The following is a 22,188-nucleotide window of genomic DNA, read 5'->3' on the forward strand; positions in this document are numbered from 1 at the left end:
TGATGGGTGATGTCGCTCGCGAACTTGACCACTTTGTACAGGCGGCCCTTGGCGTCGAACAATGGGTTATACGACGCTTCCAGATAGACCATGTGCCCGGACTTGTTCTTGCGCTCGAAACGATGTGAGTGATATTCGCCGCGGTTGAGCGAAGCCCAGAATGCCTTGTACTGCGAGGATTCCGCTTCACTGCGATGACAGAACATGCTGTGGTGATGGCCGATGATTTCGTTGAGCGAGTACTGCATGGTCTTGAGGAAGTTGTCGTTGGCGGTGATGACATTGCCTTCCGGAGTGAACTCGATCACCGCCATGGAGCGACCAATCGCCGCCAGCATGCTTTCTTCTTCGTGTTCCTTGTTGATCCGCGCGGTGATGTCCGCCGCCACTTTGATCACACTTCTGACTTGCTTGTCCGGGCCATACACCGGCATGTAACTGGCTTCGAGCCAGACTTCCCTGCCGGCCTTGTTCAAACGCAGAAAAGTCCCGCTGATCGGTTCACCACGGGCCAGGTCACGCCACAGCTTTGCGTATTCCTCACTGCGGTAGAACACCTCTTCACAGAACACCCGGTGATGTTTGCCACGCACTTCATCGGCGCTGTAGCCCATGGTCTTGCAGAAGTTTTCATTGGCATCGATAACGATGCCGTCAGGGCTGAACTCGATCATGGCCATCGAACGGCTGATCGCTTCCAGCTTGGCGTTGGCCTCGGTCAAGGCGCAGCTGAAGCGCTCGATTTCCTGCAGGTCAGCCTTGTGATGTAGGTTGAACATGGTTGTATCACCTTCCGCGCGTTCTTTTGATTTGATGAAAGTTCAGGTCTTTCAGAATCCACCACTACGTTCCACAGAACAGGCACACGCATTCCTCCACGGGAGGAAGTTGTCAGGTGATAAATGATGATCAATCGGAGCGTCCATGCAGCGACGCTCTAATCAAGACATCCTTCTCTTGATAGCCCGCACGCGGGCCAGCCCTAACGCGTTGAAGAACTTCCATGTAAGCGACGCTCCTTGTTGGTTCAGTGTCGGTGCCTCGGGTTGCGCACTCTGGCAGCATGAATTCACGGACCAACCCTGTGCATCAGCCATGTTTTGACATGACGGTCGACATAGTTAGTTACGAGAAGCATAGCCAGCGGCAAGCCTTGCGCAAGGCCACTAGTCGGCCAGTATCTGGCACTTTTTGCACAAGAAACGGTTCAGCGCGAGGAGAATTGTTGGCGGGGCAGACGCTTTCGCGAGCAAGCTCGCTCCCACAGGAGCAACGCATTCCAAAATGTGGGAGCGAGCCTGCTCGCGAAGGCGCCATAAGAAGCACTACAAAAACAACAGAAACGACTTACAGACTTCCGCTCACCTTGGTCGCCACCTCAACAGGCACCCAAGGCTTCCAGACCTGCGGCTGATCACGCAAAAACGCTTCCGCCACCAACCTCGGCTGCAAACGTTTTTCACTCATCCCCGCCAAAGTCTGGTTCAACAGATCAATCGGCAAATCGACTTTCTCGAAGAACGCCACCAACTCCGGATACTGCGCCTTGAACGGCGCCGACACGCCAATCGCCAGGCTTGCCGGCATCGAACGGGTGCCCTTGGGGTTGGGATTGTTGGCATCGGCCAGGGTCTTCCAGGCTTCGGCATCGAACGGTGGTTCTTCCAGTTTCACCAGTTTGAACCGGCCGAGCAGCGGCGTCGGTGACCAGTAGTAGAACAGCACCGGTTTGCCCCGCTTGATCGACGACGCCACCTCGGCATCCAGTGCCGCGCCGGAACCGGTGCGGAAATTCACGAAGCTGTCGTTCAGCGCATAGGCCTTGAGCTTCTGACTGTTGACGATCTCCGAAGTCCAACCGGTCGGGCTGTTGAGGAAACGCCCGCGAGTCGGATCTTCCGGGTCGCGGAACACGTCTTTGTAGCGCGGCAGATCGGCCACCGATTTCAACTCGGGTGCCAACGCTTTGATGCCGCGTTCAGGGTCGCCCTTGATCACATACTCCGGCACCCACCAGCCTTCAGTCGCGCCTTTTACCGTATCTCCCAAACCAAATACCTTGCCCTCGGCGGCCGCCTTGACCCACGCCGGACTGCGCCCGGCCCATTCCTCGCCGATCACCTGAATGTCATTTTTCGCCAGCGCGGCCTCCAGGCTGACCGTGCTGCCGGGCAAGGTGTCGGTCGGGTAACCGTAGCCTTTCTCAACGATCAGGCGCAGCACTTCGGTGATGAAACTGCCGCTTTCCCAAGTGATGTCACCGAAGTGAATCGGCGCGGTTTTCTCCGCCGCCGAGACAGCGCCGACGCTAAGGCTGAGGGCCAGCAGCGACGTGCCGAGCAGGGTTTTGATCGATCTCATGCAGACCTCTTGTCTTCCAGAAATTGGTTGGCGCTATGGCGATCGCATAGCGCTTGGGAACGGCTCATGTACTCGCTGACCGAACGCTGGGAGATGCCCAGCTCGGCAGCAATTTGCGGGTAGGTCAGGCCGTCGATGCGGGCGAGCAGAAACGCTGTGCGAACCTTGCCGGGCAAGCGTTGCAAGCTGTGATCGAGGCGGTTGAGGGTTTGCGATAGCTGGACGATTTCTTCAGCCGATGCGGCGTAATCGACATCGATCTGCTGGCGATATCCGCGCTCCAGATCTGCGCGTCGCCAGCGCTGATAAAGCAGGCGTTGGGCGACGGTCGTCAGCAACGCGCGGGGTTCGCGAATGGCCCGCAGCGTCGGTGCTTCAAGTAACTGCACGAAGGTCTCGGAAGCAATATCTTCAATACTGGCGGCGTCATGCAGATGACGGCGCAGATAGGCACAGAGCCAGCGATAGTGAGCGCGGAACAGGTCGTCCACGGTGTGACGATGGGAAATGGCGGCGCCGGACATAGGGGCTCCTGGGTTAGGGGTCGCTGAATGTCCGGTGTTCCGGTGGCGCGATCGTAGCAAGGCGCCTTATTCTTTAATAATATTTAAATTTCATTTTTATATTCTATTTAAGAATAAAAGATCAAAAGATCGCAGCCTTCGACAGCTCCTGCACCGATCCCCTGTAGGAGTTGCCGAAGGCTGCGATCTTTTAGCGTACGCGGCCATAACCCAATGCTTCAGCTTCACGCTGATAGTCGAGCAGGATCTGATAATCGCTCTCGCTGGCAGCAAGCACCTCAGGTAACCCCAAGGTCTGTGCGACATCAGGGAGTTCATGCAGGGTTTCATTCATCACTTGGCGCAATGCCTCAACCTGCTCATCCGCAGCGCTGCCAATGGTAATAAACGGCAAGGTCGGACTGAATGCACTGCGCGCGACCACCCGCAAGCCGCTGACTTCTTCAGGCACATGCCGGGCGAGACAGGCGTAGGTGACGCTGTCGATGGCAGCCAGATCGGCGCGGTTTTCCTGCAGCCAGCGCAGACTTTCCCGGTGACCGCCGCTGATGCCGACCGAGGCAAAGAATTGTCCGTTTTGCTGCAACGGCGCCAGGCGCTGACGCAACAGGTTCATGCCACTGTTGGAGTCCTCACTATTGATCACCCCCCGACTGTTGTGAAAATCCGTCAGGGTTTTGCGTGGGTCATCAGCGCGGCCGAGGATCAGGCTGCAATGATTGCCGGCGCTGGCGTCAGGCAGTTCGTAGCGAGGACGTCCGACGATCCGCACTTGTCCGCGCAAAGCGGTCATCAGCGGGTAGCCGCAGGTTTGCGTGAGCAGCAGATCCGGTGACAGCCAGAGCTCGGGTAGAGAAAGCTTTTGCGCATCAAGCCGCGACCGCCCCAAGCGTTCGAGAATGCGCGCAATCCAGCGCTCATTCGCCGCGCGGATTGGCTCGGGGGCGACGTACATCAGGAGTTCGGTGTGGTGTTGGGTCATACATTTTTTCCCGGCAAACACAAATCCAATGTAGGAGTGAGCCTGCTCGCGATAGCGGTGCATCAGTGACATCTTCAGTGCCTGACACACCGCTATCGCGAGCAGGCTCGCTCCCACAGGGTTTTGTGGTGTTCTTGGGTCAGTGGAACGGATGCTCGGGACTGTCGATCGGCCTAAAGACATTGCGCCGCCAGAACTCGCCATACCCGCGCACCAGAAACCCGCCACTGCGTGCGATCCACTGCTCGCGATGCATCCGGTAAACCGTCGGCAAGTCGTACCACGCAAGCTTCGGCAAGTCGTGATGCACCAGATGAAAATTCAGATTAAGGAACAACCAGCGCCATGGCCAACCGGCCTCATTGAGCACCGTGCGCTGTTCCGGTTGCGCATGCGGGCGGTGTTCATAGTAGGAGCGGATCATCGCGATCGACAGCGCCGGCACGCTGATCAGCAACAGGTAATGCCAGACCGGCAGCACGCTGTATCGAGCGATGAACCCCAGCATCAGCAGGGTAAACGCGCCGTGGGTCAGCCACATCAGCCACGCCTGGCGTTCGCCATTCTTCAGCCGCTGCAGTTCTTCGCCAGCGAGCGCCAACAACGCCAGGGGGGCGCCCGTTGCGAAACGGCCGAGTACGGTTTTGTTCAGCCAGTGCAGGCTGCGCTCGAACAGCGAACTGCCCTGCCAGCCAGCGCGGGTCAGGTAACGGCTCTCCGGATCGACGCCGGGCACAGTCAGATCCTCATCGCGGTGATGCAACAAATGGCTGTCGCGATACAGCGTGTACGGATACCACACCGCGAATGGCGCGTAGCCGAGGATTTTGTTGAGCAAGGTCCAGCGGGTCGGATGCCCGTGGAGCAATTCGTGCTGCACTGACAGCCACAGCACCAGTAGCGGAACCAGCAGCAACGTGCTCAAACCACGACCGAGCCACTGACTATTGAGCACAATGGCAAACCAACCGCCATAGACGCCGATCAGCAACAGCCAGGTCGGCCATTCGGTGCGGGCGGTGAAGCGTTGGCGCAGGGTTTCGATCTGCTGGCGATGGGCGGCGTCGAAGTAATGGGACATGGCGTTGCTCAAAACGGGATTCTTTCCCTTCTGTGCAACGACGCGGCGCAATCTTGCAGATTATTTTCGGGTTAGGCAGGAGCCCGAGAACCGGGCTCCGGAAAGACGTGATCAATGGCCGAATATGTCGACTTTCTTGGCTTTCTTCTCCGCGCGTTTTTCAATCGCGGTCTTGGCCGGTTTCTTCTTCGCGGCTTTCTTTGAATCCATACCTTTGGACATGATGCGTACTCCACTCACAGGGGATGTGAGGTCAGGTATACACCTATCCAGAGCCGTGCGTTCTTTTATAATCGCCGCTTTGCCCACCGACAGTCCGATCCCATGCCCGACACCCGATACAGCCTGCTCGACGAGTCGTTATGGCCGTTGATGAACAAGTTTTACCGCAGCCATCAATCATCGATGAAAGCTGTTCGCGACGCGCAATTGTGGGTCGCGCGACGGGGAGAGATTGTTGCCGCGTTGTGCTTGCGGCCGGTGGCGGGCGGGCATTGGTTGACCGGGTTGTTCGTTGATCCGGGCTGTCGCGAACAAGGGCTTGCCGCGCAGTTGATCGCAGCAGCGGTGCAGGATGTGAGCGAGCCGGTGTGGCTGTTCTGTCATCCTGATTTGCGTGAGTTTTATGAGCGACGCGGGTTCACGTTCGATCCGGCGCTGCCGCAAGCGATGGCAGAGCGATTGAGCCGGTATGCGCGGAGCAAGCCGATGATTGCTATGGAGCTGGCCCCTTCAATCTGACGCAAAACCTTGTAGGAGTGAGCCTGCTCGCGATAGCGGTATGTCAGTCACCGAAAATGTCACTGACAGACCGCTATCGCGAGCAGGCTCACTCCTACAGGGGGGTAGTGGTGTTCTCGGGGATCAGTCGTCAGCTGTGGGATCGAGATCCGGGAACATCACTTCGGTAAAACCGAATTTGCTGAAATCGGTGATCCGCGACGGGTACAAGCGGCCGATCAGGTGATCGCACTCGTGCTGCACAACGCGCGCGTGGAAGCCCGAAGCAGTGCGCACAATCGGCTCACCCTTTGGATCAAACCCTTCATAACGAATCTGCTGATAACGCTCCACCGCACCACGCAAACCGGGCACCGACAGACAACCTTCAAAGCCCTCTTCCGTCAACGGACTCAGCGGCGTGATCAGCGGATTGATCAGGATTGTCTGCGGCACGGCTTCAGCGTCCGGGTAACGTTCGCTGTGTTCGAAACCAAAGATCACCAGTTGCAGATCGACACCGATCTGCGGCGCGGCCAGGCCAACGCCGCCGACGCTTTCCATGGTCTGGAACATATCGTCGATCAGTTGCCACAGCTCAGGGCTGTCGAACATCTCGGCCGGCACTGGCGGGGCGATGCGCAGCAGGCGCTCGTCGCCCATTTTCAGAATTTCACGGATCATGATCAGACTTCGTCAGTGTCCGGCTTGAGCGAATGATCGCGGCCCAGGCCCGAGACGTGTTGTTTGGGATGCTCATCGAGTTCGCCGGGGACTTTTTCACCCGAGTCCTTGCCCTCGCTGGACATGTGTTCGATCACCGCATTCATCTCCGCGCCGAGCAACAGCACCGCAGCGGAAATGTAGAAGTACAGCAACAGCACGATGATCGCCCCGATGCTGCCATACATCGCGTTGTAGTTGGCGAAGGTTTTTACGTAGAAGGCGAACCCCAACGAAGCGATGATCCACACCACCACGGCCAACACAGAACCGGGTGTGATGAAACGGAATTCCTGTTTGACGTCCGGCATGACGTAGTAGATCAGTGCCACGGCGACCATCATCAGAATCACGATCACCGGCCAGCGCGCGATGGTCCACACGGTGACGATGAAGTCTTCCAGTCCCACCTGCGCGGCGATCCAGCCCATCACCTGCGGCCCGAGCACCATCAGCGCGGCGGCCACCAGCAGCATGCCGGCGATGCCGACGGTGTAGAAAATCGACAGTGGGAAACGCTTCCAGATCGGCCGGCCTTCAACCACGTCGTACGCGGCGTTCATCGCGCTCATCATCAAGCGCACACCGGCGGAGGCGGTGTACAAGGCGATCACGATACCGACGGAAAGCAGGCCACCCTTTGACTGCTGTAACTGGTCAATCACCGGATTGACCTGCTCCAGCGCCTGCGGCGGCAGGACCAGTTCTGATTGCAGGCGCAGCCAGGAGAAGAAGTCCGGCAGGTGCAGGAAACCGATCAGGGCGATCAGAAACAGAATGAACGGGAACAGCGAGAACAGCATCTGGTAAGCCAGTGCCGAGGCGTAGGTCGACATTTCGTCGTCGACGAATTCAGTGACCGTGCGCATCATCACCCGATGCAGGGGCAGACCTTTCATGTCTGGAAATATCATTCGCGTCTCCTTTCGCCGCAATACAGGTTGAAGTCGTGGCGACTCAGGGGCCGTTTTTTACATCACGGTAGCCTGTTTGGCTAACCTCGTAGGGTTGCCGCAGGTTTTTGACACAAAAACGGCCATCCTTGGATGGCCGTTCATGTATTTCGTTCAAGGCTGGATTACGCCTTGTCGACGCCTTTTTTGACCGCGTCCTTGGCTTTGCCGACAGCTTGCTGGGCTTCGCCTTTTTTCTCTTGAATCTTGCCTTCGGCTTGCAGCTTGGTGTTGTCGGTGGCTTTACCGACGCCTTGCTTGACGTTGCCGACCGCTTCGTTGGCCATGCCTTTTACTTTATCGCCTGTGCTACTCATGGTGTTTCTCCTTGGTGCAATTAGGGGGAAAAGTCAGTACGTAATGATTGACTGGCCGGGTTTGCGCCAAGTTTCATTTATTTTCGGGGGCTCATTTCGTCGCGGTGTGCAGGTTGGGCTTTATGTTTGCGTGCGAAGCCCCGAGAATGCGCAACATATGGGCGCCGTGCGCCAATGAACCGATCCCGCAGGAATGTTATGAAACTCGATAAAACGCAGGCCATCGCCCGACGCAACAAGGAACTGGGCGGTGCCGTGCTCGGCACCAACAACTGCCACTTCGCCGAACTGAACCGTAACCGCAACATCTGGTGGTTCGACCTGCCGGTGTCGCGTCTGGCCATCGGTCAGTACGAGTGGATTCACTTGCTGATGCACACCCCGGCCACCGACGAACTGCTGCACCTGAAAGTGCCAACGGTGTTCCTGCGTGAAAAGCTTGAAGGGCTGGTGATTCGCAACGAAGGCAAGCGTAAAGCGGCATTGAGCCTGGAATTGAGTGCGGACAAGGATTCGTATCTGCAGGACATGCGTCCGGCGGGTACCAACGTGAATTTTGCGCCGTTCCGTCAGTAGGATTTGTGCTGTCCCCTTTTCCCCTCACCCTAGCCCTCTCCCAGAGGGAGAGGGGACTGACCGAGTTGGCTGGATGAGCTACACCGACCTGAGATATCGAGTCGAACTCAGATTCTGAACAGCATGCAATCGGCCCCCTTTTCCATTGGACGAGGGGACTGACTGAGTTGTTTGGGCGAGCTACACCGACCTGAGATTCCGAGTTGAACTCAGGTTCTGAAAGGCCCCCGATCTGCTCCCTTCCCCCTCGCCCCCTTGGGGGAGAGGGCTGGGGTGAGGGGGTAGATTTACCAATCACTGCAAATCTACAGCCTTCCACCAACAAAAAGCCCCGCATCTGCGGGGCTTCGTGTTTTAAGCGGCGGACTTGGCCTTGATCTTTTTCAGCTCTTCATCACGCAACTCGCGGCGCAGAATCTTGCCGACGTTGGTGGTCGGCAGCGCATCGCGAAACTCCACCGAACGCGGCACCTTGTAGCCCGTGACGTTGGCACGCATGTGATCCATCACCTGCTCTTTGGTCAGGGTCACACCTGGTTTGGCGACGATGAAAATCTTGATCGCCTCACCCGACTTCTCGTCCGGCACACCAATGGCCGCGCACTGCAACACGCCCGGCAGGGTCGCCAGCACATCTTCCAGTTCGTTCGGGTAAACGTTGAAACCGGAGACCAGGATCATGTCTTTCTTGCGGTCGACAATGCGCATGTAGCCGTCCGGCTGGATCAGCGCGATATCACCGGTCTTCAGCCAGCCTTCGCTGTCGAGCATTTCATCGGTGGCTTCCTGACGCTGCCAGTAGCCCTTCATCACTTGCGGGCCCTTGACGCACAGTTCGCCGATTTCACCCAGCGGCTGCTCGACACCGGCATCGTCGATGACTTTGCACAGCGTCGATGGCACCGGAATACCGATGGTGCCGATCTGGATGTGCTGGATCGGGTTGACCGTGGCCACCGGGCTGGTTTCGGTCATGCCGTAACCTTCGCAGATGGCGCAACCGGTGACCGCTTTCCAGCGCTCGGCAGCGGCCAGTTGCAGGGCCATGCCGCCGGACAAGGTGACTTTCAGCGCCGAGAAATCCAGCTTGCGGAAACCTTCGTTGTTGCACAGCGCCACGAACAGCGTGTTGAGACCAACAAAACCGCTGAACTTCCACTTCGACAGTTCCTTGACCATCGCCGGCAGGTCGCGCGGGTTGCTGATCAGGATGTTGTGGTTGCCGATCAGCATCATCGCCATGCAATGAAAGGTGAACGCATAGATGTGGTACAGCGGCAGCGGCGTGATCAGGATCTCGCAACCTTCGTTGAGGTTGGAACCCATCAGCGCTTTGCACTGCAGCATGTTGGCGACGAGGTTGCGATGGGTCAGCATCGCGCCCTTGGCCACGCCCGTGGTCCCGCCGGTGTATTGCAGCACCGCCACGTCGCCGCTGTGCGGATTGGCTTCGGCCACCGGCTGGCCCTGGCCCTTGCTCAGCACGTCGTTGAACTTGACGGCTTTGGGCAGGTGATAGGCCGGGACCATTTTCTTCACGTACTTGATGACGCTGTTGATCAGCAGGCGCTTGATCGGCGGCAGCAGGTCGGCGACTTCGGTGACGATAACGTGTTTGACGCCGGTTTTCGGCACTACGGCTTCGGCCAGATGCGCCATGTTCGCCAGGCAAACCAGGGCTTTAGCACCGGAGTCATTGAATTGGTGTTCCATTTCCCGCGCGGTGTACAGCGGGTTGGTGTTGACCACGATCAGCCCGGCGCGAATCGCACCGAAGACGGCCACCGGGTACTGCAGAACGTTGGGCAGTTGCACGGCGATTCGATCACCGGGCTGCAAATCGGTATGCTGTTGCAGATACGCGGCAAACGCACCGGACAATTCGTACAATTCACCGTAGGTGATTGTCTTGCCCAGGTTGCTGAAAGCCGGTTTGTTGGCGAAGCGTTGGCAGGATTGTTTCAACACTGCCTGAATGTTCGGATACTCGTCCGGATTGATGTCGGCAGCAATTCCAGCCGGGTATTTATCCTTCCAAAAGTCTTCGATCATGGAAGCCCACTCCTCAGCAACGCGAATTCTTCACCGCATTTGATGCGATTATTATTGGTGTGTGTTTGGTATTGGTGAATCTGGCTTTTATATAGGCCGAGAAGTCACAAAGCGCGCCGAGAGTAGCAGCTTTGCCAAGGGTCGACTAGAGCCAAAAGCGGCCCCTACAGTCACTATGATGACTCAAGACTACCTAGCAGTCATTTTAGAGCAAAAATCCTAGAACACCTTTGAAGCCCCGGTTTTCGGGGACTTAAAGCAAAAGATCGCAGCCTTCGGCAACTCCTGCAGGAAATGCATTCCAAGTAGGAGCTGCCGAAGGCTGCGATCTTTGTGTTTTTGACTTTTACGCGATATCGCGCAACTCACGCCGCAGAATTTTCCCGACAGGCGTCATCGGCAATGACTCACGCAATACGATGTGTTTCGGCACCTTATACGCGGTGAAATTCTCTTTGCAATAGGCCTTGAGCTCTTCGAGGCTGACCCCGGTTTCCCGCGCCACCACGAACAGCTTCACCGCCTCGCCCGAACGCTCGTCCGGCACGCCGATCACCGCGCAGTTGGCGACTTTCGGATGGGCCATCACCACGTCTTCGATTTCATTCGGATAAACGTTGAAACCGGAGACGATGATCATGTCCTTCTTGCGATCGACAATGCGCACAAAACCGTCCGGATCAATCACCGCAATATCGCCGGACTTGAACCAGCCCTCGGCATCCAGCACTTCGGCCGTGGCTTCCGGTTTGTGCCAGTAGCCCTTCATGATCTGCGGGCCCTTGATGCACAACTCGCCACGCTCGCCCATCGGCTGTTCGACACCGTCATCGTTGATGATTTTCAGCAACGTGCCCGGCACCGGCAAGCCGACCGTGCCCAGACGCGATTGATCGCCGTACGGGTTGGTGCAGGCCACCGGCGAGGTTTCGGTGAGACCGTAACCTTCAGTGATGCGGCACCCGGTCATCTGCTCCCAGCGCTCGGCGGTAGCCTTGACCAGCGCGGTGCCACCAGAGTTGGTGAGCTTCAGGCTGGAGAAATCGAGCGTCTTGAAATCCGCGTGATCCATCAGCGCCACGAACAAGGTGTTCAAGCCCAGCAGCGCCGAGAAGCGCCAGTTCTTCAGCTCCTTGATGAACCCGGCGATGTCGCGCGGATTGGTGATCAGCACGTTGTGGTTGCCGGAAACCATCATGCACATGCAGTTCGCGGTGAAGGCATAGATGTGGTACAGCGGCAACGGCGCGATCATCACTTCCTGGCCTTCGCGCAGCAGCGGCTGGCCGTCCGGGCCGAGTTGGGCGAGACAGGCGCGCACTTGTTGCATGTTCGCCACCAGATTGCCGTGAGTGAGCATCGCACCTTTGGCCAGGCCGGTGGTGCCACCGGTGTATTGCAGCACGGCGATGTCGTCGAGGCTGGCTTTCAGCGGCTTGATGCCCAGACCTCGGCCCATGCGCAGTGCGCTTTTGAAGGAGATCGCCTGCGGCAGCGAATACGCCGGGACCATTTTCTTTACTTTGCTGACCACGGTATTCACCAGCCAGCCCTTGGCGGTGGGCATCAGGTCGCCCATCTTCGCTTCGATCAGGTATTGAATGTCGGTGTCGGGCAGCACTTCCTGGACTTTCTGGCCGAACATGTTCAGGTACACCAGCGCCCGCGCGCCGGAATCCTTGAACTGGTGGCGCATCTCCCGCGCGGTGTACAACGGGTTGGTGTTGACCACGATCAACCCGGCGCGCAAGGCACCGAACACGGCTATCGGATAGTGCAGGACATTGGGCATCTGCACCGCGATGCGATCACCCGGCACCAGATCGGTATGCGCTTGCAGGTAACCGGCGAACGCAGCGCTCTGGCGTTCGAGTTCGGCGTAAGTCAGGGTGATGCCCATGTTGCTGAATGCCGGGCGGTCGGCGAACTTCTTGCAGGAACGCTCGAATACCTCGATCACCGACTTGAACTCACCCATGTCGATGTCCAGCGGTACGCCGGCCGGGCGTTTGTCGTTCCAGAAATCAGGTTGCATTGTTCTTGTCCTCTTTACCTGAGCCGATCCGGGGCCGCTTTCTGTCATTTCTGAAAAAGCGGAGCTTCACGGACACTAGCAGTTATGGCCATTGAGGCAAATATGGACAAAGCCGTCATTGATCGTGTGAATCTTCCTGCCGTGGCGTGGGCTGATCAGACGCGCTATACAATGTTCCGACTCTGAGCAAAGGAAGCGCCATGATCCACGACACCCTATGGCTGGATGCGAGTGACCGCAGCCGCCTCTTCGTCAATCAATGGCTGCCGGCAGCGCCGTTGAAAGCGGTGATCCTGCTGGCCCATGGCATGGCAGAACACAGCGGCCGCTATGCGCGACTGGCCGAAACGTTTTGCGACAAAGGATATGGCGTGTATGCCCCGGATTTGCGCGGACATGGCAAAACCGCCAATTACGGCACCCTTGGCCACTTCGCCGATAACGATGGCTGGTGCAAAGTGCTCGGCGATCTGGCCAGCCTCAATCAACACATCGGCCAGCAACACCCCGGTGTACCGATCATCCTGTTAGGACACAGCATGGGCAGCTACCTCGCCCAAGGTTATCTGCTGCACCACAGCGCCAGCCTGAACGGGGCGATTCTCAGTGGTTCAAACTTTCAGCCCGTTGCGCTGTACGGCGCCGCGCGGCAGATCGCCCGCCTGGAAAAACTGCGTCAAGGTGGCAAGGGCCGTAGCGCGCTGATCGAATGGCTGTCGTTCGGCTCGTTCAACAACAAATTCAAACCGGCGCGCACAGCGTTCGACTGGCTGAGTCGCGACCCGGCCGAGGTTGACCTGTACGCCAACGACCCGCTGTGTGGCTTTCGCTGCACCAATCAACTGTGGATCGACCTGCTCGGCGGCTTGCAGCAGATCAGCAAAGCGTCCAATCTCGCGCAGATCGATCCGGGCTTGCCGCTGCTGGTAATCGGTGGCGAATGTGATCCGGTGAGTGAAGGCAAGCGTCTGACAGATCTGGCCAATGCCTTGCGCACGGCCGGCAGCCAGAACCTGCAACTGCAGATCTACCCGCAGGCGCGGCACGAATTGTTCAACGAAACCAACCGCGATGAAGTGATCGCTGATGTGCTGGCCTGGATCGATCAGGCCTTGAGCCATCCGCGCCCTCATCGCAGCGAGTAATTTTTTGTGGATTCATTGAATCCGTTACAGGAATCGAGACCGATGACCCAGGTTACCAACATCCCTTACGAAGCCCTCGAAGTCGGCCAGACTGCCAGCTACAGCAAGACCGTCGAAGAGCGCGACATCCAACTGTTTGCCGCGATGTCGGGCGACCACAACCCGGTGCACCTGGACGCCGAGTTTGCCGCCGCGAGCATGTTCAAGGAGCGTATCGCTCACGGCATGTTCAGCGGTGCGCTGATCAGTGCCGCCGTTGCCTGCGAACTGCCTGGGCCGGGCACTATTTATATTGGCCAGCAGATGAGCTTTCAGAAGCCGGTGAAGATTGGCGACACGTTGACCGTGCGCCTGGAAATTCTCGAGAAGCTGCCGAAGTTTCGTGTGCGCATTGCCACTCGTGTGTTCAACCAGCGTGATGAGTTGGTGGTGGATGGCGAGGCGGAGATTCTGGCGCCGCGTAAGCAGCAGACGGTGACGTTGCCGACTTTGCCGGCGATCAGCATTGGCTGATTGATTTGTGGTGTGTCAGTGAGAGCTTTCCCCCTCACCCCAGCCCTCCCGAAACGTCGGACCGCCCCCAAGGGGGCGAGGGGGGAAGGGAGCCGATCTCCGCTGTTTTCAGGTTTTGAGTTCGACTGGATATTTCAGGTCGATGTAGCTCGAAAAAACACCTCGGTCAGTCCCCTCTCCCTCCGGGAGAGGGCTAGGGTGAGGGGCTCTTGCTTTGGCTTTCCCCAGACATAAAAAAACGCCAGACTCGCTGGCGTTTTTTGTACCCGGCGAACGCTTAAGAGCGAGCGCGAGCCTGGTTACGCAGGGCTTTCACCTGATCGTGGTTACGTTGTACGCCGTGATACTGGCGTTCAACCAGATCACGAATACCCACCAGGTTGTGCTTGCTGATTTTCTCGAGGGCTTCTTTGTAAGCCTTCAATGCGTGGTCTTCACCGCGCTCGGCTTCGTTCAGCACAGCCTCTTCGTCCTTGCCGGTGAACATGGCTTTGACGTCGACCCAGCGACGGTGCAGGTCACCGCTGACGCTGGTGGAAGTTTCCGGATCGCCGCCCAGCTTGCGAACTTCAGCTTGCAGCTCAGCTGCAGCAGTGGCGCAATCGGCAGAACGAGTGACGAACAGGGTTTTCAGTTCTGGATGCTTGATGTCTTCAGCGCAAGTCTTGAACCCTTCCTGACCGTCCTTGCTGGTTTCAATCAGGTCATTGAGTACAGAGATGGCTTCTTTATTCATATCGGTCATTTTTCAATTCCTTGCGATTGGTTGAAGATGCAAGGGATATTGCAGTGTGCGTGCCAGCTTTTTTATTGATAAAAAATCGTTATTTATCAACAAGTTAAATATAAGTGAACTATCTGTATCACGGTTATTTGCATGATCTGTCATTTGGCCTGCATGCAGAATGCCTGTATTTTCCAAGCTGATTTGAAGCCAGACGATCTCACTGATGAATCCCGAAAAACTCGAACTGCTGATAACCCGCGAAATGCCCTTCGGCAAGTACAAGGGCCGGATCATTGCCGACCTGCCGGGGCCGTACCTGAACTGGTTTGCCCGCGAAGGTTTTCCGCACGGCGAACTCGGTGGCTTGCTCGCGCTGATGCAGGAGATCGACCATAACGGCCTCTCGGACCTGCTCGAACCACTGCGCGCCAAACACGGCAAACCTGCCCCGCGCCACTGAAGCGCCCTCCTCTCTCAGAGTCAGCCGACCATGCCCGATAACACCCGCCGCGCCCGTGACGAAGCCTTTTGGCAAACGTTCGCCGACCGTTACGACGTTCAACCCGGCCCCGTGAACCTGGAAAACGGTTACTTCGGGCGCATGTCGCGCACGGTGATCGAGGAGTACCAGCGCAATATCGAGCTGATCAACACCAGCAATTCGGTATACGTGCGCCAGCGTTTCGAGCAGCACGATAACCTCGATATCCGTGCGCAACTGGCCGAGCTGATCGGCGTGCGCGCGCAGAGCGTAGCCTTCACCCGTAACGCCACCGAAGGCCTGCAATCGCTGATCCGCAACTACAACCGCCTGCAACCGGGCGATCAGGTGCTGATCAGTGATCTGGAATACGACACGGTCAAAGGCGCCATGCGCTGGCTGGCCAGACATCGCGGTGCTGAGGTGATCGAGATTGCCCATACGCACCCGGCAAGTTACGACAGTCTGCTGGAGACTTACCGCGAAACGTTCATCGGCCAACCGAAGATCAAGCTGATGGCCCTGACTCACGTCACTCACCGCACCGGCCTGGTCATGCCCGTGCAGGCCATCGCTGCGCTCGCCAAGGAACACGGGGTCGATGTCATCCTCGACGGCGCCCACGCGCTCGGTCAGATCGACTTCAATCTTGAAGCGCTGGGCATTGCCTTCGCCGGCTACAACCTGCACAAGTGGATCGGCGCACCGCTCACCCTCGGCTTCCTGTATATCTCGCCGCAACGCTTGGCCGACATCGATCCGGACATGGGGGAAATGCATTACCCGGTAAATGACATCCGTGCGCGCACCTCCTACAGCACGCCCAACATTCCGGCGCTGATGACCTTGCCGCTGGTGTTCGAAGAGCATCGCTCCCTCGGCGGCGCAGCGGCCAAAGGCGCTCGCGTCAATTATCTGCGCAATCTGTGGGTCAGCTCGGTGCGACACTTGCCGGGTATCGAGGTGATGACGCCAGACGATCCACGGCTGTATTGCGGCATCACATCGCTGCGCTTCACCCGGCACGACGATCAACAGGCGATGGCTGAGCGTCTGCTCAACGACTACAACCTGTTCACCGTGGTGCGCAACGGTGCCGCCAGCGGGCCGAGCATCCGTATCACTCCGGGGCTGACCACCACCGCTGCCGACATGCAGTTGCTGGTGCGCGCGCTGAACGAACTGCGCTAAAACACTGTGATCAGGTATTTGTCGTAGCCCGCCACGCCGATCTGCGATGACACCGCAAAGGTGTCGACGCCGATCGTCAGGCTACCGAAGTAGCCGTCCTCCAGACCTTCCCCGCCAATCGGTCGCAACACCAGCCGCGAGGCATCATCCCCTGCGGCTTCACAGTTACAGGCATTGGGAAGATGCAGCCGTCCTGCCCAGGCCTCCTGATGTGACTGCGGACGTTGATCATCACTGGCGATGCACACGGTCATGGCGATGCATGACGCACCGGCAGACTGCTGATCCGGGTAAATACTGGTAAACCGCACGATGCCTTGGCTGTCGGTCGACTGGGTGCCGCAGAGGCTGTCGGCGCCAATGTTCTGTTCGATCCGAACCTGGGCGTCAACCACTGGTTCACCGGTCATGGCGTCGACCAGGGCCAGACGCAATACCAGTGGCAGGCCTTCGACGCCGCGGCTGATGTTGCGCACCTTTTCTTCGGTTTCGCGCCAATCGATGCTGCCAACGATTGGCGGTTGCCGTTGATGCAAAGGTGGGTGTTTGAAGGCTACAGATTGATGGTCGTCCATGAGGCGTTCTCTCTTCCGTAAGATGAACGCAGATTAGCGCCACGCAAACGCAGTTGTGCGGTAACTATGTATCGCGTGATGTCCTGACACTTTCTTCGAGGCAAAAAAAAACGGTGCACCGACCAAGCGCACCGTAAAGCCGTAGAACACACAACGAAGTGTCTGGTAACAATCAGTCCAGCAGCGCCAGCGCCTCGGCGGTGCATTCCTGAATGCGCGCCCAGTCGCCGTTCTTGATCCACTCCGGATCAAGCATCCAGCTACCGCCCACGCACATGACGTTTTTCAGCGCCATGTAGCTCTTGATGTTGGCCGGGCCGACGCCGCCAGTCGGGCAGAATTTCACTTCGCCGAACGGGCCGCCAAGGGCCTTGATTGCCGCCACGCCACCGCTGACTTCAGCCGGGAACAGCTTGAAGCGGCGATAACCCAGACCGTAGCCTTCCATGATGCCGGAAGCGTTGCTGATGCCCGGCAACAGCGGAATCGGGCTGTCGACGCTGGCTTCCAGCAAATCACGGGTGATGCCCGGGGTGACGATGAACTGCGAACCGGCAGCTTCGGCAGCCGCGAGCATGTTGCGATCGAGCACGGTGCCGGCACCGGTCATCAGTTCCGGGCGCTGGTCGCGCAGGATCTGAATAGCCTTGAGGCCGAACTGCGAACGCAGGGTCACTTCCAGCGCGGTCAGACCACCGGCGGCCAGAGCGTCGGCCAGCGGCAGCACGTCCTGTTCGCGAGCGATGGTGATCACCGGCAGGATTCGCGCCTTGGCGCAGAGGCTGTCGATCAGGGCAACTTTGTCCGCCATGGAAACGGTCGGGGATGGGGTTGTCATAGCGGCTGTTCCTTGGCTCATGGGCACCAGTAAATCTCTAACGTAGGTTGCAGAAACGCGCGCACCGGCATGGCGGCGACGTCATCGGATGCCAGTGCGGCATTCAGGGTGGTCAGTTTCGACTGACCGGAAATCGACAGAATCTTGTGACGGGCCGAGGCCAGCAGCGCACGGCTCATGGTCAGACGCTGACGCGGCACGCTTGGCGCCAGCATCGGCCAGCAACGGCGTGTGCCATCAGCTTGCAGAGCTTCGGCAAGGTTCGGGCTGTCGGGGAACAGCGACGCGGTGTGGCCGTCATCGCCCATGCCCAGCACCAGCACGTCAATCGGCGGCAGTTCGGCGAGCAAGCGGTCGGCTTGCTCGGCTGCCTGCTCGACGTTCGCTGCAGCGCTATAAAGACTGAGGAACTGCGCTTTCGCCGCCGGGCCTTTGAGCAGGTATTGCTTGAGCAGGCCGGCATTGCTGTCGGCGTGTTCAACCGGCACCCAGCGCTCGTCGGCGAGGGTCACAACGACCTTCGACCAGTCCAGATCCTGCTTCGCCAGGTGCTGGAAAAACGCCACCGGGCTACGACCGCCAGACACCACCAGCACCGCGTTGCCGCGTGCCGCAATGGCGTCGCTCAATTGCTTCGCGACGTTCAGCGCCAGACCTTCGGCTAACAGCACCGGGCTCTTGAATTCGTGAGCGTTCACGCCCGCAGGCAGTTGCACATCAGATATCGCCATACCACGACCTCCCGTCCCGCGTGATCAATGCAATGGAGCTCATCGGCCCCCACGACCCGGCCGCATACGGCTTGGGCGCGTCACCGGATTTTTTCCACCCGGCGATCAGCTGGTCACACCACTTCCACGCGGCTTCGATTTCATCTTTACGGACAAACAGGTTCTGATTGCCGTTCATCACTTCCAGCAACAACCGCTCGTAGGCATCGGGGATCCGCGCGCTACGCCAGGTGTCGGAGAAATTCAGTTGCAGCGGGCCGCTGCGCAGTTGCATGCCTTTGTCCAGGCCCTGCTCTTTGGTCATCACGCGCAAGGAAATGCCTTCGTCCGGTTGCAGGCGGATGATCAGTTTGTTGCTGATCTGCAAGCGCTGCTCAGGGGCGAAGATGTAGTGCGACGGCTCCTTGAAGTGGATGACGATCTGCGACAGTTTCTGCGGCATACGCTTGCCGGTACGCAGGTAGAACGGCACGCCGGCCCAGCGCCAGTTGCGGATGTCGGCACGCAGGGCGACGAAGGTTTCGGTGTCGCTCTGAGTGTTTGAATTCGGTTCTTCGAGGTAACCCGGTACGGATTTGCCTTCGCTGTGACCGGCGATGTACTGGCCGCGCACCACTTGGGTGGTCAGGCCTTCCGGGCTGATCGGCGCCAGCGCCTTGAGTACTTTTACCTTTTCGTCGCGGATGCTGTCGGCGGACAGATCAGCCGGCGGGTCCATGGCGATCAGGCAGAGCAACTGCAACAGGTGATTCTGGATCATGTCGCGCAGTTGGCCGGCCTTGTCGAAGTAGCCCCAACGGCCTTCGATGCCGACCTTCTCGGCCACGGTGATTTCCACGTGGGAGATGTAATTCTGGTTCCACTGGGTTTCGAACAGGCTGTTGGCGAAACGCAGGGCGATCAGGTTCTGAACGGTTTCTTTGCCCAGGTAATGGTCGATGCGGTAGGTGCGGTTTTCCGGGAAGAACTGCGCTACCGCGTCGTTCACCTTGCGCGACGATTCGAGGTCGGAGCCGATCGGTTTTTCCAGTACCACACGGGTGTTTTCTGCCAGACCGACTTTCGCCAGGTTCTCGCAGATCGCGCCGTACACTGCTGCCGGCGTGGCGAAGTAGGCAATCATGCGCTGCGTGCTGCCGGCCAGTTCGGCCAGCGCCACATAGTCTTCAGCCTTGAGGAAGTCGACGTGCAGGTAGGTCAGGCGTGAGAGAAAGCGCTCAGCGACGGCCTCGTCCAGCTCTTTGCCGACGTAGCGACGCAATTCGGCGGCGATGAACGCCATGTGCTGTTGCTCGGAACCTTCTTCACGGGCCAGCGCGATGATCCGCGTGTCCTCATGCAGCAGGTCGGCGCCATCGAGGTGATAAAGGGCAGGAAACAGCTTGCGCAGGGCCAGATCGCCAAGCGCGCCGAACAAGGCAAAGGTGCACGGTTCAACCGTAATCGAAGGCATGATGTTTGTTCTTTTATCAAGTTAAGCTACAAATACCTTTTTTCAAGGCATCACTCAAGGGAAAATGTAGTAATAACCACAACATTTTCGCAAAATACAGATTCCGTGTGGTGGTCGGTCGGAGCCATCAGTAGGATAGGCCACCGTTACGGGCCATATCAAAGGCCCAATTTGCATAGCCCGGCGCACCTTTGCGCAGGTGAATTAGGAATTCCATATGGACCGCGTGCGAAATTTACTGGAACAGATCCAGAGTCGCCTTGAAGACCTGAACAAGGCCGAACGCAAAGTCGCCGAGGTGATCCTGCTCAACCCGCAGCAGGCCACCCGCTTCAGCATCGCCGCCCTCGCCCAGGCAGCCTCGGTGAGCGAACCGACGGTGAACCGTTTCTGCCGTTCGTTCGGTGTCAGCGGCTACCCCGAGCTCAAGCTGCAACTGGCGCAGAGCCTGGCCAGTGGCGCGGCGTATGTCAGCCGCGCGGTCGAGGCCGACGACAATCCCGAGGCCTACACGCAGAAGATTTTCGGCAGTGCGATCGCCTCGCTGGACAGTGCTTGCCAGGCGCTCGATCCGAACCTGATCAGCCGCGCCGTCGACCTGTTGATTCAGGCGCGGCAGATCCACTTCTTCGGGCTTGGCGCTTCGGCACCGGTGGCGCTCGATGCGCAGCACAAGTTCTTCCGCTTCAACCTCGCCGTTACCGCGCACGCCGATGTGCTGATGCAGCGGATGATTGCCTCGGTGGCGCACACCGGTGAGTTGTTCGTGATCATTTCCTACACCGGCCGTACCCGTGAGCTGGTGGAAGTGGCGCGCATTGCTCGCGAGAACGGCGCTTCGGTGTTGGGTTTGACGGCGGAGAATTCGCCGCTGGCCAAGGCCAGTACCTTGAGCCTGAATATTCCGTTGCCGGAAGACACCGACATTTATATGCCGATGACTTCGCGGATCATTCAGTTGACCGTGCTGGATGTGTTGGCGACGGGGATGACGCTGCGTCGTGGCGTGGATTTCCAGCCGCATTTGCGCAAGATCAAAGAGAGCTTGAATGCCAGCCGGTATCCGGTTGGGGATGAATTCAACTAAAGATCAAAAGCCCCTCACCCCAGCCCTCTCCCGGAGGGAGAGGGGGCCGACCGAGGGGTCTTGCGCTATACATCGACCTGGATGATCGAGTCGATTATGGATTCAGCACTGCACTTTCACGTCGGCGTAATTCTTCAGCATCCCCCATTCGGTCCCCTCTCCCTCCGGGAGAGGGCTAGGGTGAGGGGCTACGATGTGACTGACACACTCAAGCCGCCGCCCACGCCTGCAAACTCAAATGCGCCTTCTCCCCCGGCGCCAGATGCAGACTGTCCGTCCCGCCCGCCGCCGCTTCCACACAGACAAACTCGGAAATCTCATCCCACGTCACGCCCAACAACGGCCGCGCGCCCGGATGCCAGACCACTGTGTCGGCACTGTCACCGGTATCAATACACAACTCACGCTGCCAGGCGTGATCTTTCAGCTGCAATTCGCCGTCATGCTGGAACACCCGCTGACACCCGCCATCCACCCGCAACTCGCCTTCCTGCTGGCAAGACTGGCGACTCAACTGGTCATAACCCAGCGCCCCTTCGAGCCCAGACAGCGCTATCTCGCCGACATCGCCAATACGCCAGTAAGCGTGCAAAGCCTGGCTCAACTGGCACGGCATGTCGTCCTGATGCTCGGTGCTCAGGCGTAATTCCATGCGTTCACCCAGATGTGCGTGCAGGTCAACCTGCCAGTCGCACAGCTGCAATTGCCAGTGCAGGCGCACGCCATCTTCGGCGCTGCTGCTGTCGAGCAACTTCCAGTCGAGCAAACGCGCCCAACCATGCGATGGCCAGGCGTTTTCGCTCGGATGACGGCCATACCACGGCCAGCACACCGGCACACCACCGCGAATGGCACCGACATGCGGCCACTTCGCCGCACACCACAACCACGGCTTTTGCCCGCGCGGCTGAAAGTGCAGCAACTGCGCACCCTGACGACTGAACACCGCCTGACACAGCGGATGATCGATCACCAACACGTCGCGCATCTGATAGCGCTCCCAGGCGAACACCGGTTGTTCACGCAGGGATTTGAAGAAGCGTTGTAGCGGATGCTCATGCATTGGCCACGGTTCCGAATTCATCTGTGACGGGCTGCGCCTGCCCCCAAAAAAAAGCGGACA

22 protein-coding genes and 1 pseudogene are annotated in these 22,188 nt (G+C 58.5%); 7 read left to right on the forward strand and 16 right to left on the reverse strand.

Annotated elements, in window-relative coordinates:
- Positions 1-2 precede the first annotated feature (2 nt).
- The 5 genes and pseudogenes from QOM10_RS31380 to QOM10_RS22480 all read right to left on the reverse strand — a co-directional run.
- Positions 3-779, reverse strand: a pseudogene (locus QOM10_RS31380) (PAS domain-containing protein); the annotation flags it as partial.
- A 568-nt stretch (positions 780-1,347) separates the two neighbouring features.
- The gene (locus QOM10_RS22465; protein WP_150750334.1) at positions 1,348-2,361 is read right to left on the reverse strand and encodes an ABC transporter substrate-binding protein; all 1,014 of its coding nucleotides are present in this window, start codon (positions 2,359-2,361) and stop codon (positions 1,348-1,350) included.
- Entirely contained in the window at positions 2,358-2,885 is a 528-nt protein-coding gene (locus tag QOM10_RS22470; RefSeq protein ID WP_127929479.1) for a sigma-70 family RNA polymerase sigma factor, read from the reverse strand. The genes QOM10_RS22465 and QOM10_RS22470 overlap by 4 nt, the downstream gene beginning before the upstream one ends.
- A gap of 190 nt (positions 2,886-3,075) precedes the next feature.
- On the reverse strand, positions 3,076-3,867 hold the full coding sequence (locus tag QOM10_RS22475; RefSeq protein ID WP_316916963.1) for a phosphate/phosphite/phosphonate ABC transporter substrate-binding protein: 792 nt from the start codon (positions 3,865-3,867) through the stop codon (positions 3,076-3,078).
- A 139-nt stretch (positions 3,868-4,006) separates the two neighbouring features.
- Positions 4,007-4,948: a fatty acid desaturase gene (locus tag QOM10_RS22480; RefSeq protein WP_316916964.1), complete on the reverse strand. Its 942-nt coding sequence runs from the start codon at positions 4,946-4,948 to the stop codon at positions 4,007-4,009.
- A 324-nt stretch (positions 4,949-5,272) separates the two neighbouring features.
- Here QOM10_RS22480 and QOM10_RS22485 point away from each other — a divergent pair, with 324 nt between their 5' ends.
- Positions 5,273-5,689, forward strand: coding sequence for a GNAT family N-acetyltransferase (locus tag QOM10_RS22485; RefSeq protein WP_316916965.1), 417 nt, complete (start codon positions 5,273-5,275; stop codon positions 5,687-5,689).
- Positions 5,690-5,812: 123 nt separating this feature from the next.
- Here QOM10_RS22485 and def read toward each other — a convergent pair whose 3' ends face one another.
- The 3 genes from def to QOM10_RS22500 form a co-directional block, all read right to left on the reverse strand.
- Positions 5,813-6,352 carry a peptide deformylase gene (gene def, locus QOM10_RS22490; protein WP_095121269.1) on the reverse strand — a complete coding sequence of 180 codons (540 nt, stop codon included), beginning with the start codon at positions 6,350-6,352 and terminating at the stop codon, positions 5,813-5,815.
- Positions 6,353-6,354: 2 nt separating this feature from the next.
- Positions 6,355-7,305: a YihY/virulence factor BrkB family protein gene (locus QOM10_RS22495; protein ID WP_150750338.1), complete on the reverse strand. Its 951-nt coding sequence runs from the start codon at positions 7,303-7,305 to the stop codon at positions 6,355-6,357.
- Between the two features lie 164 nt (positions 7,306-7,469).
- Positions 7,470-7,661 (reverse strand): CsbD family protein, encoded by a 192-nt coding sequence (locus QOM10_RS22500; protein ID WP_008082339.1) that lies wholly within the window; start codon positions 7,659-7,661, stop codon positions 7,470-7,472.
- Between the two features lie 198 nt (positions 7,662-7,859).
- Between QOM10_RS22500 and QOM10_RS22505 the strand changes: the two genes are divergently transcribed.
- Complete coding sequence (locus QOM10_RS22505; RefSeq protein ID WP_007917843.1) at positions 7,860-8,237, forward strand: hypothetical protein; 378 nt, start codon at positions 7,860-7,862, stop codon at positions 8,235-8,237.
- A 354-nt stretch (positions 8,238-8,591) separates the two neighbouring features.
- On the opposite strand, the gene fadD1 is transcribed toward QOM10_RS22505, so the two are convergent.
- Positions 8,592-10,289: a long-chain-fatty-acid--CoA ligase FadD1 gene (gene fadD1 / locus QOM10_RS22510; protein WP_127929485.1), complete on the reverse strand. Its 1,698-nt coding sequence runs from the start codon at positions 10,287-10,289 to the stop codon at positions 8,592-8,594.
- 346 nt (positions 10,290-10,635) lie between these two features.
- Entirely contained in the window at positions 10,636-12,324 is a 1,689-nt protein-coding gene (gene fadD2 / locus QOM10_RS22515) for a long-chain-fatty-acid--CoA ligase FadD2 (RefSeq protein WP_127929486.1), read from the reverse strand.
- 200 nt (positions 12,325-12,524) lie between these two features.
- Here fadD2 and QOM10_RS22520 point away from each other — a divergent pair, with 200 nt between their 5' ends.
- Positions 12,525-13,469, forward strand: a complete 945-nt coding sequence (locus QOM10_RS22520) for an alpha/beta hydrolase (protein WP_316916966.1) — start codon at positions 12,525-12,527, stop codon at positions 13,467-13,469.
- A gap of 42 nt (positions 13,470-13,511) precedes the next feature.
- Entirely contained in the window at positions 13,512-13,982 is a 471-nt protein-coding gene (locus QOM10_RS22525) for a MaoC family dehydratase (RefSeq protein WP_003227420.1), read from the forward strand.
- 277 nt (positions 13,983-14,259) lie between these two features.
- Here the strand turns inward: QOM10_RS22525 and QOM10_RS22530 are convergent, their stop codons facing one another.
- Positions 14,260-14,727: a ferritin-like domain-containing protein gene (locus tag QOM10_RS22530; protein ID WP_016983691.1), complete on the reverse strand. Its 468-nt coding sequence runs from the start codon at positions 14,725-14,727 to the stop codon at positions 14,260-14,262.
- A 205-nt stretch (positions 14,728-14,932) separates the two neighbouring features.
- On the opposite strand from QOM10_RS22530, the gene QOM10_RS22535 reads away from it, so the two are divergent.
- Together QOM10_RS22535 and QOM10_RS22540 are read left to right on the forward strand one after the other, a co-directional pair.
- A complete protein-coding gene (locus tag QOM10_RS22535; protein WP_003227425.1) occupies positions 14,933-15,169 on the forward strand; it encodes a DUF3820 family protein in 237 nt (78 codons plus the stop codon).
- A 30-nt stretch (positions 15,170-15,199) separates the two neighbouring features.
- Positions 15,200-16,381, forward strand: a complete 1,182-nt coding sequence (locus QOM10_RS22540; RefSeq protein WP_127929488.1) for an aminotransferase class V-fold PLP-dependent enzyme — start codon at positions 15,200-15,202, stop codon at positions 16,379-16,381.
- On the opposite strand, the gene QOM10_RS22545 is transcribed toward QOM10_RS22540, so the two are convergent.
- From QOM10_RS22545 to zwf, 4 genes are all read right to left on the reverse strand, one after another.
- Positions 16,378-16,956, reverse strand: coding sequence for a hypothetical protein (locus QOM10_RS22545; RefSeq protein ID WP_127929489.1), 579 nt, complete (start codon positions 16,954-16,956; stop codon positions 16,378-16,380). The genes QOM10_RS22540 and QOM10_RS22545 overlap by 4 nt on opposite strands.
- A gap of 172 nt (positions 16,957-17,128) precedes the next feature.
- The gene (locus QOM10_RS22550) at positions 17,129-17,794 is read right to left on the reverse strand and encodes a bifunctional 4-hydroxy-2-oxoglutarate aldolase/2-dehydro-3-deoxy-phosphogluconate aldolase (RefSeq protein WP_008082815.1); all 666 of its coding nucleotides are present in this window, start codon (positions 17,792-17,794) and stop codon (positions 17,129-17,131) included.
- 17 nt (positions 17,795-17,811) lie between these two features.
- A complete protein-coding gene (gene pgl / locus QOM10_RS22555) occupies positions 17,812-18,525 on the reverse strand; it encodes a 6-phosphogluconolactonase (protein WP_134176756.1) in 714 nt (237 codons plus the stop codon).
- Positions 18,512-19,978, reverse strand: coding sequence for a glucose-6-phosphate dehydrogenase (gene zwf / locus QOM10_RS22560; RefSeq protein WP_127929491.1), 1,467 nt, complete (start codon positions 19,976-19,978; stop codon positions 18,512-18,514). The genes pgl and zwf overlap by 14 nt, the downstream gene beginning before the upstream one ends.
- 226 nt (positions 19,979-20,204) lie before the next feature.
- Here zwf and QOM10_RS22565 point away from each other — a divergent pair, with 226 nt between their 5' ends.
- A complete protein-coding gene (locus QOM10_RS22565) occupies positions 20,205-21,065 on the forward strand; it encodes a MurR/RpiR family transcriptional regulator (protein ID WP_171057240.1) in 861 nt (286 codons plus the stop codon).
- 208 nt (positions 21,066-21,273) lie between these two features.
- On the opposite strand, the gene QOM10_RS22570 is transcribed toward QOM10_RS22565, so the two are convergent.
- Positions 21,274-22,128: a D-hexose-6-phosphate mutarotase gene (locus QOM10_RS22570; RefSeq protein WP_137218813.1), complete on the reverse strand. Its 855-nt coding sequence runs from the start codon at positions 22,126-22,128 to the stop codon at positions 21,274-21,276.
- Positions 22,129-22,188: the final 60 nt, after the last annotated feature.

Origin of the sequence: Pseudomonas sp. P108 (assembly GCF_032613195.1) — a bacterium.
In the GTDB taxonomy this organism is placed as follows: Bacteria; Pseudomonadota; Gammaproteobacteria; order Pseudomonadales; family Pseudomonadaceae; genus Aquipseudomonas.

Coding starts and splice junctions, on each gene's coding strand:
- QOM10_RS22505 (WP_007917843.1), top strand. CDS start 7,860: ATGAAACTCGATAAAACGCAGGCCATCGCCCGACGCAACAAGGAACTG.
- QOM10_RS22480 (WP_316916964.1), bottom strand. CDS start 4,948: ATGTCCCATTACTTCGACGCCGCCCATCGCCAGCAGATCGAAACCCTG.
- QOM10_RS22530 (WP_016983691.1), bottom strand. CDS start 14,727: ATGACCGATATGAATAAAGAAGCCATCTCTGTACTCAATGACCTGATT.
- QOM10_RS22520 (WP_316916966.1), top strand. CDS start 12,525: ATGATCCACGACACCCTATGGCTGGATGCGAGTGACCGCAGCCGCCTC.
- QOM10_RS22485 (WP_316916965.1), top strand. CDS start 5,273: ATGCCCGACACCCGATACAGCCTGCTCGACGAGTCGTTATGGCCGTTG.
- fadD2 (WP_127929486.1), bottom strand. CDS start 12,324: ATGCAACCTGATTTCTGGAACGACAAACGCCCGGCCGGCGTACCGCTG.
- QOM10_RS22550 (WP_008082815.1), bottom strand. CDS start 17,794: ATGACAACCCCATCCCCGACCGTTTCCATGGCGGACAAAGTTGCCCTG.
- QOM10_RS22500 (WP_008082339.1), bottom strand. CDS start 7,661: ATGAGTAGCACAGGCGATAAAGTAAAAGGCATGGCCAACGAAGCGGTC.
- QOM10_RS22495 (WP_150750338.1), bottom strand. CDS start 7,305: ATGATATTTCCAGACATGAAAGGTCTGCCCCTGCATCGGGTGATGATG.
- QOM10_RS22475 (WP_316916963.1), bottom strand. CDS start 3,867: ATGACCCAACACCACACCGAACTCCTGATGTACGTCGCCCCCGAGCCA.
- zwf (WP_127929491.1), bottom strand. CDS start 19,978: ATGCCTTCGATTACGGTTGAACCGTGCACCTTTGCCTTGTTCGGCGCG.
- QOM10_RS22465 (WP_150750334.1), bottom strand. CDS start 2,361: ATGAGATCGATCAAAACCCTGCTCGGCACGTCGCTGCTGGCCCTCAGC.
- QOM10_RS22525 (WP_003227420.1), top strand. CDS start 13,512: ATGACCCAGGTTACCAACATCCCTTACGAAGCCCTCGAAGTCGGCCAG.
- QOM10_RS22545 (WP_127929489.1), bottom strand. CDS start 16,956: ATGGACGACCATCAATCTGTAGCCTTCAAACACCCACCTTTGCATCAA.
- QOM10_RS22570 (WP_137218813.1), bottom strand. CDS start 22,128: ATGCATGAGCATCCGCTACAACGCTTCTTCAAATCCCTGCGTGAACAA.
- pgl (WP_134176756.1), bottom strand. CDS start 18,525: ATGGCGATATCTGATGTGCAACTGCCTGCGGGCGTGAACGCTCACGAA.
- QOM10_RS22540 (WP_127929488.1), top strand. CDS start 15,200: ATGCCCGATAACACCCGCCGCGCCCGTGACGAAGCCTTTTGGCAAACG.
- QOM10_RS22470 (WP_127929479.1), bottom strand. CDS start 2,885: ATGTCCGGCGCCGCCATTTCCCATCGTCACACCGTGGACGACCTGTTC.
- fadD1 (WP_127929485.1), bottom strand. CDS start 10,289: ATGATCGAAGACTTTTGGAAGGATAAATACCCGGCTGGAATTGCTGCC.
- def (WP_095121269.1), bottom strand. CDS start 6,352: ATGATCCGTGAAATTCTGAAAATGGGCGACGAGCGCCTGCTGCGCATC.
- QOM10_RS22535 (WP_003227425.1), top strand. CDS start 14,933: ATGAATCCCGAAAAACTCGAACTGCTGATAACCCGCGAAATGCCCTTC.